Source organism: Micromonospora tarensis, assembly GCF_016803395.1.
In the GTDB taxonomy this organism is placed as follows: domain Bacteria; phylum Actinomycetota; class Actinomycetes; order Mycobacteriales; family Micromonosporaceae; genus Micromonospora; species Micromonospora tarensis.
In genome coordinates, this window is sequence record NZ_JAEVHL010000003.1 from 22046 (window position 1) to 37842 (window position 15797).

Annotated in this window: 11 protein-coding genes and 2 pseudogenes; 6 read left to right on the forward strand and 7 right to left on the reverse strand. The window is 72.8% G+C overall.

The window, feature by feature from the left end:
• Positions 1–14 precede the first annotated feature (14 nt).
• Positions 15–1031, forward strand: a complete 1017-nt coding sequence (locus tag JM949_RS01320; protein WP_203146683.1) for a GNAT family N-acetyltransferase — start codon at positions 15–17, stop codon at positions 1029–1031.
• A 92-nt stretch (positions 1032–1123) separates the two neighbouring features.
• Positions 1124–4402 carry a lamin tail domain-containing protein gene (locus JM949_RS01325; RefSeq protein WP_203146627.1) on the forward strand — a complete coding sequence of 1093 codons (3279 nt, stop codon included), beginning with the start codon at positions 1124–1126 and terminating at the stop codon, positions 4400–4402.
• Positions 4403–4505: 103 nt separating this feature from the next.
• Here JM949_RS01325 and JM949_RS01330 read toward each other — a convergent pair whose 3' ends face one another.
• On the reverse strand, positions 4506–4853 hold the full coding sequence (locus tag JM949_RS01330) for a MerR family transcriptional regulator (protein ID WP_203146628.1): 348 nt from the start codon (positions 4851–4853) through the stop codon (positions 4506–4508).
• 57 nt (positions 4854–4910) lie between these two features.
• Between JM949_RS01330 and JM949_RS01335 the strand changes: the two genes are divergently transcribed.
• Positions 4911–5486 carry an NADPH-dependent FMN reductase gene (locus tag JM949_RS01335; protein ID WP_203146629.1) on the forward strand — a complete coding sequence of 192 codons (576 nt, stop codon included), beginning with the start codon at positions 4911–4913 and terminating at the stop codon, positions 5484–5486.
• A 9-nt stretch (positions 5487–5495) separates the two neighbouring features.
• Positions 5496–7061 carry a DHA2 family efflux MFS transporter permease subunit gene (locus tag JM949_RS01340; protein WP_203146630.1) on the forward strand — a complete coding sequence of 522 codons (1566 nt, stop codon included), beginning with the start codon at positions 5496–5498 and terminating at the stop codon, positions 7059–7061.
• Here JM949_RS01340 and hemB read toward each other — a convergent pair.
• The 5 genes and pseudogenes from hemB to JM949_RS01365 form a co-directional block, all read right to left on the reverse strand.
• On the reverse strand, positions 7012–7995 hold the full coding sequence (hemB, locus tag JM949_RS01345) for a porphobilinogen synthase (RefSeq protein WP_203146631.1): 984 nt from the start codon (positions 7993–7995) through the stop codon (positions 7012–7014). The genes JM949_RS01340 and hemB overlap by 50 nt on opposite strands.
• 20 nt (positions 7996–8015) lie before the next feature.
• A pseudogene (locus tag JM949_RS01350) lies at positions 8016–9592 on the reverse strand (uroporphyrinogen-III synthase).
• The gene (hemC, locus tag JM949_RS01355; RefSeq protein WP_203146632.1) at positions 9589–10557 is read right to left on the reverse strand and encodes a hydroxymethylbilane synthase; all 969 of its coding nucleotides are present in this window, start codon (positions 10555–10557) and stop codon (positions 9589–9591) included. The pseudogene JM949_RS01350 and the gene hemC overlap by 4 nt, the downstream one beginning before the upstream one ends.
• Complete coding sequence (locus JM949_RS01360; RefSeq protein WP_203146633.1) at positions 10554–11951, reverse strand: glutamyl-tRNA reductase; 1398 nt, start codon at positions 11949–11951, stop codon at positions 10554–10556. Before JM949_RS01360 ends, hemC begins: the two co-directional genes overlap by 4 nt.
• Entirely contained in the window at positions 11948–12718 is a 771-nt protein-coding gene (locus tag JM949_RS01365) for a redox-sensing transcriptional repressor Rex (protein WP_203146634.1), read from the reverse strand. Before JM949_RS01365 ends, JM949_RS01360 begins: the two co-directional genes overlap by 4 nt.
• Before the next feature lie 429 nt (positions 12719–13147).
• Between JM949_RS01365 and JM949_RS01370 the strand changes: the two genes are divergently transcribed.
• Positions 13148–14452 carry a sensor histidine kinase gene (locus JM949_RS01370; protein WP_203146635.1) on the forward strand — a complete coding sequence of 435 codons (1305 nt, stop codon included), beginning with the start codon at positions 13148–13150 and terminating at the stop codon, positions 14450–14452.
• Between the two features lie 49 nt (positions 14453–14501).
• Positions 14502–15155 (forward strand): LuxR C-terminal-related transcriptional regulator, encoded by a 654-nt coding sequence (locus JM949_RS01375; protein WP_203146684.1) that lies wholly within the window; start codon positions 14502–14504, stop codon positions 15153–15155.
• Here JM949_RS01375 and JM949_RS01380 read toward each other — a convergent pair.
• Positions 15136–15797, reverse strand: a pseudogene (locus JM949_RS01380) (HAD family hydrolase). The gene JM949_RS01375 and the pseudogene JM949_RS01380 sit on opposite strands and share 20 nt — an antisense overlap.

Genomic DNA, 15797 nt, shown 5'->3' on the forward strand with positions numbered 1-15797 from the left:
AAGCTAGACGGGTGATGGTGCGCGAGTGGGACCCCAGGACCGCGTCGTCCGCCGAGATCGCGTCGCTCCTGGCCACGCTGAACGAGGTCCTGGCGGCCGATCTACCGCAGGACCCGCCGTGGCGGGAGACCTCGCTACGGGAATACCTCGCCGAGGTGATGCCCGGTGAGCGGCGGATCTCCTGGATCGCCCAGGCCGAGTCGACCGATCCCGGCGAGCCGGGGGCGGTGCTCGGCCAGGTGCACGTGCTCCTCCTCGGTGACATCGGCGTGCTCGAGGTGCTGGTGCACCCGTCGGTGCGGCGCGGCGGCCTCGGTCGGGACCTGGTGCTGCGGGCCGCCCGCCGGGTCTACCAGGAGGGCTTCCGGTCGATCGGGGTCGAGGTGGTCGGCGACACGCCCTCGGTCGGGTTCTACGAGTCGCTCGGCTTCACCCGCGAGTACGTGGAGACCCGCAGCGTGCTCGACCTGACCACGGTCGACTGGGCCGAGCTGGCCGAGATGGCCACCGGCGTGAGCGCGGGCTACCAGCTGGAGTTCTTCCCCGGCGGGCCACCGGACGACCTGATTGAGGCGTACGCGCGGGCCAAGGCCGAGGTGCGTGACGTGGACGACGGTGAGCTGCGGCCCAGCTCCTACGACCCGGAGCGGCTGCGCGACAGCCTCGACACCCTGCACCGCCGGGGCATGAAACCGTACATTCTGCTCGCCCGGCACGAGCAGAGCGGCGAGGTCGCCGGCCTGACCGAGGTGGTGGTGCCCGCACAGCACCCGACCCGCGCCGACCAGTACGACACCATCGTCGCGCAGGACCACCGGGGCTACGGCATCGATCGGGCGATCAAGGCCCGGATGCTGCTGGAGCTGCGCTCCGCCGAGCCGGAGCTGATCGAGGTGCAGACCTGGAACGCGCAGGCCAACGAGGCGATGCTGAAGGTCAACGCGGAGCTGGGTTACCGCCCCGACCGGGACTGGTGCGAATACAGCGTCGATGTCGCTGAGCTGGTGCACCGCCTCGATCCGCCACGCTGACCGAATTCACGAAACTGTCCACCAGGGGATGGACGGTGGACAGTCACGCGCCTTAACGTGCGTTGACCCCGTCCACCCATCGTGGAGGCCCTATGCGCCCGCGCCGCTCAATTGCCGCGCTCGCGACCGCCACCGCCGCCGTGACCGTCACGGCGCTCGGCGTCGCACCCACCGCGGCCAGCGCCGCGCCAACCGACCTGTTCATCTCGGAGTACGTCGAGGGTTCGTCGAACAACAAGGCCATCGAGCTGTTCAACGGCACCGGCGCCCCGGTCGACCTCACCGCCGGTGGCTACCAACTCCAGCTCTTCTTCAACGGCTCCAGCACGGCCACCACGATCGCGCTGACCGGCAGCGTGGCGGCCGGCGACGCGTTCGTGTTCGCCAGCGCCTCGGCCGGGGCCGCCATCCTCGCCCAGGCCGACCAGACCACCGGGGCGAGCCTGTTCAACGGTGACGACGCGATAGTGCTGCGTCGGGGCGGCACCGTGCTCGACTCGATCGGCCAGGTCGGCGTCGACCCGGGCACCGAGTGGGGTGCCGGCGTCACCAGCACCGCTGACAACACCCTGCGCCGGCTGCCGAACGTGACCACCGGTGACACCGACCCGTCGGACGCGTTCGACCCCGCCGCGCAGTGGGCCGGCCACCCGGTCGACACCTTCGACGGGTTGGGCACGCACACCGTGGACGGCGGTGGCCCGGTGGACGCGCCGGCCACGCTCACCTGTGGTGGGCCGCTGGTCACCGCCGCCGGCATGGCCGCGAGCCGCGAGGTCACCGGCACCGACCCCGACGACACGATCGTCGACCTGGCAATCACCGCAGTCAGCCCGACACCGGCCGCCGGTTCGATCACCCGTACCGCGTTCACCCCCGCCGACGGGGTGGGCGGCACCGCCCGCGCCACCCTCGGCGCGAGCGCCGACCTCACCGCCGGGGCGTACACCGTCACAGTGACCGCGTCCGACACGGACGGTGGCACCGCCAGCTGCGCGCTGGCCGTGCAGGTGACCCGGGAGCTGACCGTCGGCGAGGTGCAGGGTCCGACCACCGACGCCGAGCCCGGCCCGACCGACCGGTCGCCGCTCGCACCGGCGAGCGGCAACGGCACCAGCAGCACGCTGTACGACGTACGCGGCGTGATCACCCAGTTGACACTGGCCCGCACCTCGGCCGGGGCGGAGCAGCACGGGTTCTTCCTGCAGAGCCGCGTTGGTGACACCGACGGCGACCCGACCAGTTCCGACGGGATCTTCGTGTTCATGGGCGCGTTCACCTCGCTGATCGGCGGTTACCTGCCGACCGTCGGCGACGAGGTCGTGCTGCGGGCCCGGGTGTCGGAGTACTACAACTTCACCCAGCTCTCCGGCGCGTCGCTGGTCCGCCGGATCGGCGGTGGCCTGGCCGTGGACACCGCCGTCGCGGTGACCGACGCCGTCCCGCCGGCCGAGTTGACCCACGCGCAGCGCTTCTGGGAGCGGCACGAGGGTGCCCGGATGCGGGTACGCGCCGGCAGCGGCGCGGTGAGCGGCCGGGACGTCTTCTCCGCCACCGCCGACGCGGAACTGTGGGTGGTCGACCGCGACGACCCGCTGCTGGACCGCGCCGACCCGTACTCCCGGCGGGTCTTCCGTGATTCGCACCCGCTGGACAACGACCCGACCCGTCGCTTCGACGACGGCAACGGCCAGCGGACGCTGCTCGGCAGCATGGGCGTGAAGGCCACCGCCGGCGACAGCGCGGCGCTGCTCCCGCCGGCGCACACCTTCGACACACTGCGCGCGGACGCGGTGGGCGGGGTCTACTACTCGTTCGAGAAGTACGGCGTCCAGGTCGAGCGGGCAGAGTTCGACGCCGGGGCCGACCCGTCGCGGAACAACCCGCCCAAGCCGGCCGACCGGTCGCAGGAGTTGGCCGTCGCCACCTACAACGTGGAGAACCTGTACGACTACCGGGACGACCCGTTCGACGGCTGCGACTTCGCCGGCAACGCCGGGTGCGCGGGCGTCGACCCGCCGTTCGACTACGTACCGGCGAGCGAGTCGGAGTATCGCGAGCAGTTGGCCGCGCTCGCCGACCAGATCGTCACCGACCTGCACGCACCGGACCTGATCCTGGTGCAGGAGGCCGAGGACCAGGACATCTGCGCGGTCTCCGGGGCTGCGTTGAGCTGCGGTGACACCAACAACGCCGATGGCGCTCCGGACAGCGTCCAGGAGTTGGCGCTCACCGTCGCGGCGGCCGGCGGTCCGACGTACGCGGCCGCCTATGACCGGACCGGCGCGGACGCCCGCGGTATCACCGCGGCCTTCCTGTACCGCACGGACCGGTTGTCACTGGCGGCCGCGACGGCGGACGATCCGCTGCTGGGCTCGGCACCGACCGTCCAGTACCGCGCGGCGGGACTGCCGGCCAACGCCGACGTGCAGAACCCGAAGGCGCTCAACGCGGTGTTGCCGGCGGATGTGGACACCTCGACCGGTCGGGACGGGACCAACGTCTTCACCCGGGCACCGCAGTTGGGCAGGTTCAGCGTGGCCGCGGCCCCCGGGTCGACCGAACGGTTCACCCTGTACGCGCTCAGCAACCACTACTCCTCCGGCCCGGACGGCCGGGTCGGGCAGCGGCGGGAGCAGGCGCGTTACGGGGCGGCGATCGTCACCGCGATCGAGGCGGCCGACCCGACCGCCCGGGTGGTCTACGGCGGCGACCTGAACGTCTTCCCCCGCCCGGACGATCCCATCGCCACCGGCGACCAGCCCACCCCGTCGGACCAGCTCGCGCCGCTCTACGAGGCGGGCCTGCACAACCTGTGGGACAACCTGGTCGCCGAGGTGCCGGCCGCCGCCTACTCGTACAGCTTCGAGGGGCAGGCGCAGACGCTCGACCACCTGTTCGTCAACGACGCGTTCTACGGCGACCTGGTGCAGGTGCGGGCGGCGCACATCAACGCCGACTGGCCGGCGGAGTTCGCCGGCGACGGGTCGCGCGGCTCCAGCGACCACGACCCGCAGGTGGCCCGGTTCCGGTCCCGCGCGGCGCTGACCGTGGCCGACACGACTGTGGTTGAGGGCAACCAGGGCACCCGGCAGCTCACCTTCACCGCCACCGTGTCGCGGCCGTTGTCCCAGCCGGTGCTGCTCTGCGCGGCCACCGTCGGCGGCACCGCGCAGGCCGGCTCGGACTTCGACCCGTACGCGGGCTGCAAGGTGCTCGCCGCCGGGCAGACGTCGGTCACCTTCCCGGTGACCGTGCGCGGTGACCGCAGGCGGGAGTCGGACGAGAGGCTGACGCTGCTGGTGGCCGGCATACCTGGCCTGCGACTGGCCGACCCGCTGGCGACAGGCACCATCACCAACGACGACTAGGCACGCCTCGACCGCGCTCGTTCCGGGATGTAGTGGCCTCATGCGACCAGGAGGCCACTACATCCTTGTTTCAGCATGATCTTGCGCCTCGGATGGGGCGTGGTCAGAGTTCGCAGAGGCGGCGGCCGGAGCCGATGTCGTCGAGTGCCGCGTGCAGTTCGCGGATGCGCCGCTCGGCCTCGGCGATCAGCCGATCGTGCAGACCCTGCCAATCGGCCGGCTCGGGGTTGGCGGGCAGGGCGGCGAGCAGCTCACGGATGTCACTGACGGTCAGGCCGACGCGCTGGGCCACTCGCGCCACCCTGATCCGGCAGGCCGCGTCGGGGTCGAAGCGCCGCTGGTTGCCGCCGGTGCGGGCCGCCGCGATCAAGCCCTGCCGTTCGTAGAAACGCACGGCGGAGCCGCTGACCCCGCTCTCCCGGGCCACCTCGCCGACCGTCAACGTGCCCATCGCCACTCCCCCGCCGCCATTGACTTCACCATTAGTTCAAGTCCTAGCGTCCACAGCATGACACCTCAGGAGAACGATGTCCCACCGACCATCGCCGTGCTCGTCGGGAGCGTCCGTCAACCTCGGGTGGGCCGCTCGATCGGCAACTGGTTCGTCGCCCACGCGGCCCGGCGCGGCGGCCTCGACCTGGACCTCGTCGATCTCGCCGAGGTGGCGCTGCCATTCGCCAGCACCCCTCCCGGAGGCAATCCGGCCAGCCCGATCAGTGGTCGGTTGGCCGCCGCCGACGCGTTCGTGGTGGTGACGCCCGAGTACAACCACAGCTTCCCGGCCGCACTCAAGAACGCCATCGACTGGCACTACCGGGAGTGGGCGCGCAAGCCGGTGGCCTTCGTGTCGTACGGTGCCAATTCCGGCGGCATCCGGGCGGTCGAGCAGCTCCGGCTGGTCTTCGCTGAGGTGCAGGCCGCCACGACCCGTTCCGGAGTGGTCCTGCGGGCACCGTGGGAACGGCTCGACGACGCCGGTCGGCTGGTCGACGACGAGCCGCTGCGGCAGGCCGCCGACGCGACCCTGAGCGAGCTGACCTGGTGGGCCGAGGCGCTGCGCGTCGCCCGCCGGGCCCGGCCCTGAGCCGTCGACATGGACGCCTCCGCACGGCGGCTCGGCTGGTACCTGACCCTGGGTGGCCTGCTCGCGGTGATCGACACCACGGTCACCGTGGTGGCCCTGCCGAAGCTGGTCGACGACCTCGACACGAGTCTGGCCACGATCGGCTGGGTCACCAGCGGCTACGCGCTCGCCCTGGTCGCGGTGATGCCCACCGCCGCGTGGGCGGTCGGCCGCTTCGGGGCCCGCCGCACCTATCTGACCGCGCTGCTGCTGTTCACCGCCGGGTCCGCGCTGGCCGGGACCGCCTGGAACGTCGAGTCGTTGATCGCGTTCCGGGTGCTCCAGGGCCTGGGTGGCGGGCTGCTCAACCCGGTCGGGATGGCCGTCGCGCTGGCCGCCGTGGCGCCGGGACGGCGCGGCCGGATGATGAGCCTGCTCGGCCTGCCGGTCCTGGTCGGGCCCCTGATCGGGCCGGTGCTGGGTGGCCTGCTGCTGGACCACGCCTCCTGGCGGTGGATCTTCTGGATCAACCTGCCGGTGGGTCTGCTCGCGGTGTTGCTCGGCCGGTCGGTGTTGCCGGTCGCGGACCCACGGGGACCGGCGGTGCGGTTGGACGTCGTGGGGCTGCTGCTGCTCTGTCCCGGCCTGGCGCTTGCGGTGTTCGGACTCAGCGTCACCGGTGAGCGCGGTGGGGTGGTCAGCACGTCAGTGCTGCTGCCGCTCGGGCTCGGCGCCACGCTGGTGACCGCCTTCGCCTGGCGGGCCGGACGGGTACGACAGCCACTGCTGCGCCTGGCCGTGCTGCGCGCGCCGGGGATGGCCGCGGGTGCCGCGACGGTGGCGTTCTTCGCCGCCGGGTACTTCGGCTCGTTCCTGATCATCCCGGCGTACGTGCAGGCCGTGCGCGGCGACTCGGCCACCCTGGCCGGCGTGATCGGCATCCCGCAGGCACTGACCACCGGGCTGATGCTCCAGGTCGCCACCCGCCTGGTCGATCACGTCTCGGCGCGGCGAGTGGTCGGGCTCGGCATCTCGACCGCGGTGCTCGGCACGGTGGCCCGGGTGCTGGTGCTCGACGCGGACACGTCGTACCCGTTGCTGGCCGCGCTGGGTGCGGTCATCGGCCTGGGCATGGGAGCGACGCTGATGCCGACGATGACCGCGGCCAGCCGGTCGCTGCCCCCCGGCGACCTGCCGTCCGGTTCCACGCTGCTCACCACCGTGTCGCACAGCTCGGTCGCCGCCGGCACCGCGCTGATCGCCGCCGCCCTGTCCTGGTTGGCGGACCGGCTCGCCCCTGGCCTCGGCGGCGGAGGCATCACGGCCGCCAGCCAGCTCGACCCAGCCAGCCGGGTCAGCCTCGCGCCGGAGCTGGCGCAGGCAACCCGGCTCGCGTTGGCGGTGTCCGCGCTGTTGCTGGCGCTCGCCTGGCTGACCAGTCGGCGGCTGCCGACCGCCCCGCCCGCCGACGACGGGACGGACAGCCCGGCGCAACCCGGGGTGACGCGCTCGCGGGTGGCCGGTGCCGGACGTGGCGCGGGGCCGCTCAGTAGCGCTGGCGGAGCAACCCGGCGGCCTCGACCGCCCAGTAGGTGAGGATGACCTGCGCGCCGGCCCGCTTGATCGAGGTGAGGGTCTCCAGCATCACCCGCTCCCGGTCGATCCAGCCGTTCGCGGCGGCCGCCTCGACCATCGCGTACTCACCGGAGACCTGGTAGGCGGCGACCGGCACGTCCACCGCGGCCCGGACCGCCGACACCACGTCGAGGTAGGGCAGCGCCGGCTTGACCATCACCAGATCGGCGCCCTCGGCGACGTCGAGCGCCACCTCGCGCAGCGACTCCCGCAGGTTCGCCGGGTCCTGCTGGTAGGTGCGCCGGTCGCCCTCCAGCGCCGACTCCACGGCGTCCCGGAACGGGCCGAAGAACGCCGAAGCGTACTTCACCGCGTACGCCAGCACCGCCACGTCCTGGTGCCCGGCGGCGTCGAGCGCCCGGCGCACCACGCCGACCTGGCCGTCCATCATCCCGGACGGCCCGACCATGTCGACCCCGGCGGCGGCCTGGGCCACCGCCATCTCGGCGTAGGCGGCCAGGGTGGCGTCGTTGTCGACGTCACCGTCGGGGCCGAGCAGCCCGCAGTGCCCGTGCGAGGTGAACTCGTCCAGGCACAGGTCGCTCATCACCACAGTGGCGTCGCCCACCTCGGCCACCACGTCGCGGATCGCGACGTTCAGGATGCCGTCCGGGTCGATGCCGCCGGAGCCGGTCGGGTCCCGTCGCTCCGGCACGCCGAACAGCATGATCCCGCCGACACCGGCCTGGACCGCCTCGACCGCCGCCTTGCGCAGCGAGTCCCGGGAGTGCTGAAGCACCCCCGGGAGCGACCCGATGGCGCTGGGCTCGGTCAGCCCTTCCTTGATGAACATCGGCACGACCAGCTCGGCCGGGTCGACCCGGGTCTCGGAGACCAGCCGGCGGACCGCCGGGGTGCGGCGCAGCCGGCGGGGCCGGATCTCGGGGTACGACATGGCAGGCCCTCCTCGAACGACTACCGGAAGCGCAGAGCGGTCGGCCCCTGCACCTTCGAACCGCGACGCTGCTTGGCCGGCATGGCGGCCAGCTTCTCGCGCAACTCCACGGCGTAGGCGGCCAGCGCCTCCACCAGGTCGGGCACCGAGGCGTGCGGCGGCTGGACGTCGACCCGCAGGCCGAACTCCGTCGCGGTCTCCGCCGTCTTGGGCCCGATGACGGCAACAACAGTCCGGGCGTGCGGCTTCCCGGCGATGCCGACCAGGTTGCGCACGGTGGAGGACGAGGTGAAGAGCACCGCGTCGAACCCGCCCGACTTGATCGCGTCCCGGATCTCGGCGGGCGGCGGAGCGGCCCGCACCGTCCGGTACGCGGTCACGTCGTCGACCTCCCAGCCGCGCTCGGTGAGCCCGGCGGCCAGCGTCTCGGTGGCGATGTCGGCGCGCGGCAGCAGCACCCGACCCACCGGGTCGAGGATCTCGTCGTGCGGCGAGAACTCGGCCAGCAGCCCCTCGGAGGACTGCTCCCCGGCGGGGATCAGCTCCGGCTGGATGCCGAACGCGCGGACCGCGTCCGCGGTGGCCTCACCGATGCAGGCGATCTTGACACCGCCGAAGTGCCGGGCGTCCAGGCCGTGCTCGGCGAACTTCTCCCAGACCGCGCGGACCGCGTTCACCGACGTGAAGATCACCCAGGCGTACCGGCCGTCGACCAGGCCCTTGACCGCCCGCTCCATCTGGGCCGGGGTACGCGGCGGCTCGACCGCGATGGTCGGCACCTCGCACGGGATCGCCCCGTACGCGCGCAGCCGGGCGCTCATCACGCCGGCCTGCTCCTTGGTGCGGGGTACCAGCACCTTCCAGCCGTACAGCGGGCGGTTCTCCCACCAGCTCAGCTTGTCGCGCTGCCCCACCCCGACACCGACGGTGAGCACCACCCGGCCGGTGAAGCCGAGCGCGGCGGCCACGAAGCTGTCCACCGTCGACGTGGTCGTGTACTGGGTCTCGCCGGTGCCGTCGCCGGTCACCCCGACGCCGGTGGTGCCGTCGACCCCGGCGGCGAGTAGCCCGTCCCGGACGGCGGCGAGGTCACCGGCGTCCACGGCGAGCGCGAGCGACCCGCGACCGACGGCCGTGGCCAGCGCCTCGAAGTCCAGCGCGCTGACGTCCTCGACGTCCGCGGCCGTACGCACGCCCGGCAGCGGAACACCCGCGTAGGTGGCCACCCCCTCGGCCTGACCGACACCGGGCACCACCTCGAAGTGGGCGGCGGTGCGGGCTACCGCCTGCACCTCCTTGACCACCGAGTCGTGCCCGAACGGGTCGCCGGCGACCAGGTGCACCGCGTTCAGCCCGGAGCGGGCCGCGGAGATCAGCACCTTCGCCACGTCCCCCGGCGCGCCCTCGGCCGGGGTGAACTCGGCATCCTCGGAGGCCTCGGCGCGCACGACGGCGAGCAGCGACTCCGGGACTCCCCGGTCGTAGATCACCTGGTCGGCGTCGACCAGGGCGTCGTGGGCCCGACGGGTCAGCAGACCTGGGTCACCGGGCGCCCGACGAACGCGATACGGCCGACGGGCTTACGGGTGCGGGTCATTCTGTGCTCCCAAATTGCTGGGTCCCCGGGCCGGTGTGTCCTTCGTGGCCGAGGATCGAGTCGGCGCCGAGGTCGAGGAGTTCGGCGGCGAGTGCCTTACCGATCTCCGCCGCGTCGGCGGGCGTTCCGGTGCGGGACAGCCGGAGGTCACGAGTGCCGTCCGGGCTGATCACCGCCCCGCGCAGGTAGATCTCATCGCCGAACTCGCCTTCGGCGAGCTCGGCATAGGCGGCGACGGGTGCGCTGCACCCGGCCTCCAGGGTTGCCAGAAACGCGCGCTCCGCGATGACCGCGGCGTGCGACGGTGCGTGGTCGAGCACCGCGAGCAGCTCGACCAGGTCCTGGTCGTCGACCCGGCACTCCACGGCCAGCGCACCCTGGGCGGGCGCGGGCAGCATCAGCATCGGGTCCAGCGACTCGGTGATCACGTCGAGCCGGCCGAGTCGGGCCAGCCCGGCCCGGGCCAGGACGACGGCGTCCAGGTCGGCCTCGGGGCCGAGCACCCGTGCCAGGCGGGTGTCGACGTTGCCGCGGACCGGGGTGACCTCCAGTTGCAGCCCGAGAGCGTGCAGCTGGGCGATCCGGCGCAGCGCGCCGGTGCCCACGGTGGCCCCGGGCGGCAGCTCGGCGAGCGTCCGGCCATCCCGCGCGACAAGCGCGTCGCGCGGGTCCTGCCGGGTCGGCACCGCCGCGATGTGCAGCCCGCCGGGAACGGCCGTGGGCAGGTCCTTGTACGAGTGCACAGCGAAGTCGATCGTCCTGGCGGTCAGCGCGTCGCGCAGCGCGGAGACGAACACCCCGACCCCGAGCCGGTGCACCGGCGCGGTGGACCGGTCGCCCGCGGTGATCACCTCAACCAGCTCGACCGGGCGGCCGGTGGCGGCGGTCAGCGCCTCGGCGACCTGGCCGGACTGGGCCATCGCCAGGGCGCTGCCCCGGGTGCCGAGGCGCAGGGGGGCGGTCATCGCGCACCTCCGGTGGGTGGGGTCGGTTCGGCGGCGTCGGATCCGGGCACCGGGTCGGTGCCGAAGAGCACCTGGCCGAGGTCGGGGGTGAGCACGTCCGGGACGGTGTCCACCGGCGAGGTCTGCGGCACCTCGAGGTCGAACAGCTCGCGCAGCAGTGCCGCGTACTGGTCGCCGCCGGGCTCCGCGGCGAGCTGGCGGACCTTGACGGTGGGCTGGTGCAGCAGCCGCTGCACCACCCGGTGCACCGTGCGGGCCACCTCGGCCCGCAGGTCGTCGCCGAGGTCGGGGCGACGCTGGGCCAGCCGGCGCAGCTCGGCGGTGACCACGTTGTCGGCCCGGCCGCGCAGCGCGGCCACGGTGGGTGCCACGTCCGCGCCGCGCAGCCAGGTGAGGAAGCCCTCCACCTCGGTCAGCACGATGCGTTCGACGGCGGCGGCGTCCGCGGCCGCCGGGCCGTCGGCGAGCAGCGCCGCCATCCGGTCGATGTCGATCACCTCGACGCCGGGCAGCTCGGCGACACCCTCCTCGACGTCCCGGGGAACGGCCAGGTCGAGCAGGACCAGCGGGCCTCGGCTGGAGTCGCGCTCGGCCAGCGCCGCGCCGACCACCGCCCGGGTGAGGACCGGTTCGGTGGACGCGGTGGCGGCCACTACGATGTCCACTGTGGAGAGGGTGTCGGCCAGCGCGGTCATCGGCGCGGCACTCGCCCCGTACGACTCCGCGAGCCGGACAGCCCGGTCGGCGCCCCGGTTGCTGACGATGAGCGGGCCGGCACCCAGCCGGGACAACGTGGCCACCCCGAGCGATCCCATCGCGCCGGCGCCGACCACCAGGGCCGGGCGGCCGACGAGGTCGCCGTCGAGGTGCCCGGCGGCCAGCTCCAGCGCGGCGGTGACGACGCTCTGGCCGGCCCGGTCGATGCCGGTCTCGGCGTGGGCGCGCTTGCCGACCCGCAGCGCCTGTTGCATCAGCTCGTGCAACAGTCGACCGGCGGAGTCGGCACCGGTGGCCCAGTGGTAGGCGTCGCGCAGCTGGCCGAGGATCTGCGCCTCGCCCACCACCATCGAGTCCAACCCGCTGGCGACCCGGAAGACGTGGTCCACGGCGGCGGTGTCGTAGTGCACGTACAGGTGGCTGGCGAGCGCCGCCGGGGAGCTGCCGGCCTGCTCGGCGAGGACGGCGCAGACGTCGCCGAGCCCGCCGTGGAAACCGGACACGGCGGCGTAGACCTCCACCCGGTTGCAGGTGGAGACGATCACCGCTTCGGTAACGTACGGCTGGGCGACCAGGCGGTCCAGGGTTCGGGTCAGGTCGGCGGGGGGAACGGCCAGCTGCTCCAGCGTGGCGACCGGGGCGGTCCGGTAGGACGCGCCGACGACGAGCAGTTTCACGTGCCGATCGCCTCCTGGGTGTCGGTGGTCGCGAACCCGCCGGGCAGGGCGGTGAGAGCGGACCCGCCGGTGGCGGGCAGCGCGGTCAGCGACGCCTTGCGGTGCTCGTGGAAGGACAAGATTTGCAGCTCGATGGCGAGGTCGACCTTGCGCACATCGACCCCCTCCGGAACCGAGAGTACGCACGGCGCGAAGTTGAGGATGCTCGTCACGCCGACGGCGACCAGTTGGTCGGCGACCTGCTGGGCGGCGGCGGCCGGGGTGGCGATCACGCCGATGGCGAGCGATTCTTCCGCGGCGACCGTCGGTAGGTCGTCGACATGCCGGACCACCAGGCCGTTGATCTCCTCACCGACCCGGGAGGGATCGGCGTCGAGGAGTGCGGCGATCCGGAAGCCTCGGCTGGCGAAGCCGTCGTAGCCGGCCAGAGCGTGACCGAGATTACCCACGCCGACCAGGGCGACCGCCCGTCGTTGAGTGAGCCCGAGCACAAACTCGATCTGTTCGATCAGCAGCGCGACGTCGTAGCCGACGCCCCGGGTGCCGTACGAGCCGAGGTGGGAGAGGTCCTTGCGGAGCTTGGCGGAGTTGACTCCGGCGGCGGCGGAGAGCCCTTCGCTGGAAACTGTCTCGTGCCCGCTTTCGGCGAGGTTGTGCAGCGCGCGCAGGTACTCCGGGAGCCGGGCCACGGTCGCCTCGGGCAGATCCGGAAGCGCCGGGACGGCACCGGCGCGGCCGGACGCGCCTGGGTGACGGTGCTGACTCATGAGACTCCGTGCGGTGCGATCCTCGGCCAACTCCGCTGGTCGGCCGCTTGTGGACTCCCGCTGGCGACCGAGGTTGCCGGCTGTGCTAGCAGGGCGCGTAGGAGTCACAGCGTAGGCGCTTGTGAAGACGTGCACAAATCGCGATCTTGCCGCTGCGTGACGCGACCTCACCAGCACCTCCATTCCGCAAGATCGATTCAGCGCACCTTTGCCGGCGCCGCCCGCGGCGATTATTGCTCAATCCCGACTTCTCTGACCAATCCCGCGCCGTCGCCATTCACCTCCGCGATCTCGCGGTTTCCGCGTCCCATTTATCGCGCGTGTCGGGGACCACACCGAACCGACCCGGCCGAGGGTAGGGACAGCACTACGCGGGAGAGGCGGGGTTTCGGGATGGGAGCGGCCGGCCCGGGTGCCTAGCCTTTGGGCATGACCGCCGTTGCCGCCACCAGTGACCGACCGACGCTGGCCCCGAGCATCCCCCGCCAACTCTTCGTCGACTCCGGGTACGTGCTGCTCGGCCTGCCCCTGGGGCTGGCCAGCTTCGTCGTCCTCGTGGTCGGTCTCGCGGTGGGCGTCGGCCTGGTCGTCACGGTGATCGGCCTGCCGATCCTCAGCGGCACCCTGTACGCCGCCCGCGGCCTGGCCGACATCGAACGGCTGCGGCTGCCCGCGGTGCTCCGGCAGCCCCGGATCCGGCCGCACTACCGGCTGCCCGAGGCGGGCGCGAACGCCTGGCGACGGATCTTCGTGCCGATCCGGGACGCCCAGTCGTGGCTCGACCTGGCGCACGGGATCTTCCGGCTGATCGCGGCAGTGGGCACGTTCGTGGTCACCCTGGCCTGGTGGGCCGCCGCGATCGCCGGCTCGCTCTACTGGGCCTACGACTGGGCCCTGCCCCGCCCGTCCGGCGAGGGTGACCAGGATCTGGCGCAACTCCTCGGCCTGGGCGACTCGACCACCGCCCGAATCGGGCTGAACACCGCGCTCGGGGTGTTCTTCCTGATCACCCTGCCGATCGTGGTGCGGGGGTGCGCACTGCTCCAGGCCAGCTTCGCCAAGGCGATGTTGACCGGGGTGGCCGAGATGCGCGACCGGATCACCCTGCTGGAGGAGCAGAAGCGGGCCGCGGTCTCCGCCGAGGCGTCCGCGCTGCGCCGGCTGGAGCGCGACATCCACGACGGCCCGCAGCAGCGCCTGGTCCGCCTGGCGATGGACCTCAGCCGGGCCCGGATGCAGCTCTCCTCCGACCCGAACGCGGCGGGCCAGACCATCGACGAGGCGGTCGCCCAGACCCGCGACACGCTGGCCGAGCTGCGGGCGCTGTCCCGCGGCATCGCCCCACCGATCCTGGTCGACCGGGGCCTGCCCAGCGCCCTGGCCGCGATCGCCGGCCGTGGGCTGATCCCGATCGAGCTCCAGGTGGACCCGCAGCTCGGCACCCCGGCCGGACGGCTCGACCCAGCAGTGGAGAACACCGCGTACTTCGTGGTGTCCGAGGCGTTGACCAACGTCGCCAAGCACAGCCGGGCCACCGAGGCGATGGTGACAGTCAGCCGGCAGGGCACCCACCTCCAGGTGCGGGTGGGCGACGACGGGCAGGGCGGCGCGCACCTGGCCAAGGGGCACGGGCTGGCCGGCATCGCCGACCGGGTCCGGGCCGCCGGCGGCGAACTGCTGGTGGTCAGCCCCGCCGGTGGCCCCACCGAGATCCGCGCCGAGCTGCCGCTGTGACCCGGTGGCGGCCAACCGGACCCGGTGCGACGTGGTAGACAACACAGCCATGCGGATCGTGATCGCCGACGACGCCGTCCTGCTCCGGGAGGGGCTGGTCCGGCTGCTGACCGAGAGCGGGCACCAGGTGGTGGCCGCCGTCGGGGACGGTGACGCCCTGGTCGCGGCGGTGGTGGAGTACCGGCCCGACGTGTCGATCGTCGACGTCCGGATGCCGCCGTCGCACACCGACGAGGGGCTGCGGGCGGCGGTGGAGGCGCGGCGGCTGGTGCCACGTACCCCGATCCTGGTGCTCTCCCAGTACGTCGAGGTCTCGTACGCCGATGATCTGCTCGCCACCACCGGCGGCTCCGGCGGCGGGATCGGCTACCTGCTCAAGGACCGGGTGGCCGCGATCGAGGAGTTCCTGGACGCGCTGCGCCGGGTGGCGGCCGGCGGCACGGTGCTCGACCCGGAGGTGGTCGGTCAGCTCTTCGCCCGACGCCGCCGGGACGACCCGCTGCGTGAGCTGACCCCCCGCGAACGCGAGGTGCTCGCCCTGATGGCCGAGGGACGCTCGAACACCGCCATCGCCCGCGCCCTGGTGGTGAGCGACGGCGCGGTGGAGAAGCACGTACGCAACATCTTCACCAAGCTCACCCTGCCGCCGGACACCGAGCAGCACCGGCGGGTGCTGGCCGTCCTCACCTATCTGCGGAACTGACCTTCCGGGCCAGGGCCACCGCTTCGGTGAGCGTGTCGGCCACCGGGTGGCCGGAGGCGCGCAGCCGGGCCGGGTCGGTGAACCCGCCGGTGTAGAGCACGGCACGGCCGCCCACCGCGAGCGCGGCGTCCGCGTCGTCGATGGAGTCACCGATGAGCACCACCGAGGTGCCGTCCAGGCCCAGCTCGGCCAGGTGCAGCTTGAGTGACTCGGCCTTGCGGTCGCCGCCGACAGCGGCCCGCAGCCCGTCGACCCGGGCGAAATTACCGGTCAAACCGTACGTGTGCACGGCCGGGACCAGTTCCTCGTGGAACCACATGGAGAGCAGGCTCTGGCTGCCCGGCCAGGCGGCCATCGCGGTGTGCGCGTCGGCGGCCAGCTCGCAGGTGGTCAGCCCGGTGCGGTACGCGTCGTGGAAGATCCGGTCCAGTCGACCGAACTCGTCGTCGTCCACGGCCTGCCCGAGCATCTCGGCGTAGTACTCGGCGATCGGCCGACGGAACCGCACCCGGTGCTCGTCGGCGGTGACCGTCGGCCCGCCCACGCTCGCGAAGACGACGTTGTGGCGGCCACCACCAGGCTGAGGTCGTTGAGCAGGGTGCCGTTCCAGTCCCAGACGAGGTGCGGGTGCGCGGAGGTCAT

What these genes read in the sequence shown, in the direction of transcription:
- JM949_RS01320 (WP_203146683.1), top strand. Translation starts at nt 15, where the DNA reads ATGGTGCGCGAGTGGGACCCCAGGACCGCGTCGTCCGCCGAGATCGCG.
- JM949_RS01335 (WP_203146629.1), top strand. Translation starts at nt 4,911, where the DNA reads ATGACACCTCAGGAGAACGATGTCCCACCGACCATCGCCGTGCTCGTC.
- JM949_RS01375 (WP_203146684.1), top strand. Translation starts at nt 14,502, where the DNA reads ATGCGGATCGTGATCGCCGACGACGCCGTCCTGCTCCGGGAGGGGCTG.
- hemB (WP_203146631.1), bottom strand. Translation starts at nt 7,995, where the DNA reads ATGTCGTACCCCGAGATCCGGCCCCGCCGGCTGCGCCGCACCCCGGCG.
- JM949_RS01370 (WP_203146635.1), top strand. Translation starts at nt 13,148, where the DNA reads ATGACCGCCGTTGCCGCCACCAGTGACCGACCGACGCTGGCCCCGAGC.
- JM949_RS01330 (WP_203146628.1), bottom strand. Translation starts at nt 4,853, where the DNA reads ATGGGCACGTTGACGGTCGGCGAGGTGGCCCGGGAGAGCGGGGTCAGC.
- hemC (WP_203146632.1), bottom strand. Translation starts at nt 10,557, where the DNA reads ATGACCGCCCCCCTGCGCCTCGGCACCCGGGGCAGCGCCCTGGCGATG.
- JM949_RS01365 (WP_203146634.1), bottom strand. Translation starts at nt 12,718, where the DNA reads ATGAGTCAGCACCGTCACCCAGGCGCGTCCGGCCGCGCCGGTGCCGTC.
- JM949_RS01340 (WP_203146630.1), top strand. Translation starts at nt 5,496, where the DNA reads ATGGACGCCTCCGCACGGCGGCTCGGCTGGTACCTGACCCTGGGTGGC.
- JM949_RS01325 (WP_203146627.1), top strand. Translation starts at nt 1,124, where the DNA reads ATGCGCCCGCGCCGCTCAATTGCCGCGCTCGCGACCGCCACCGCCGCC.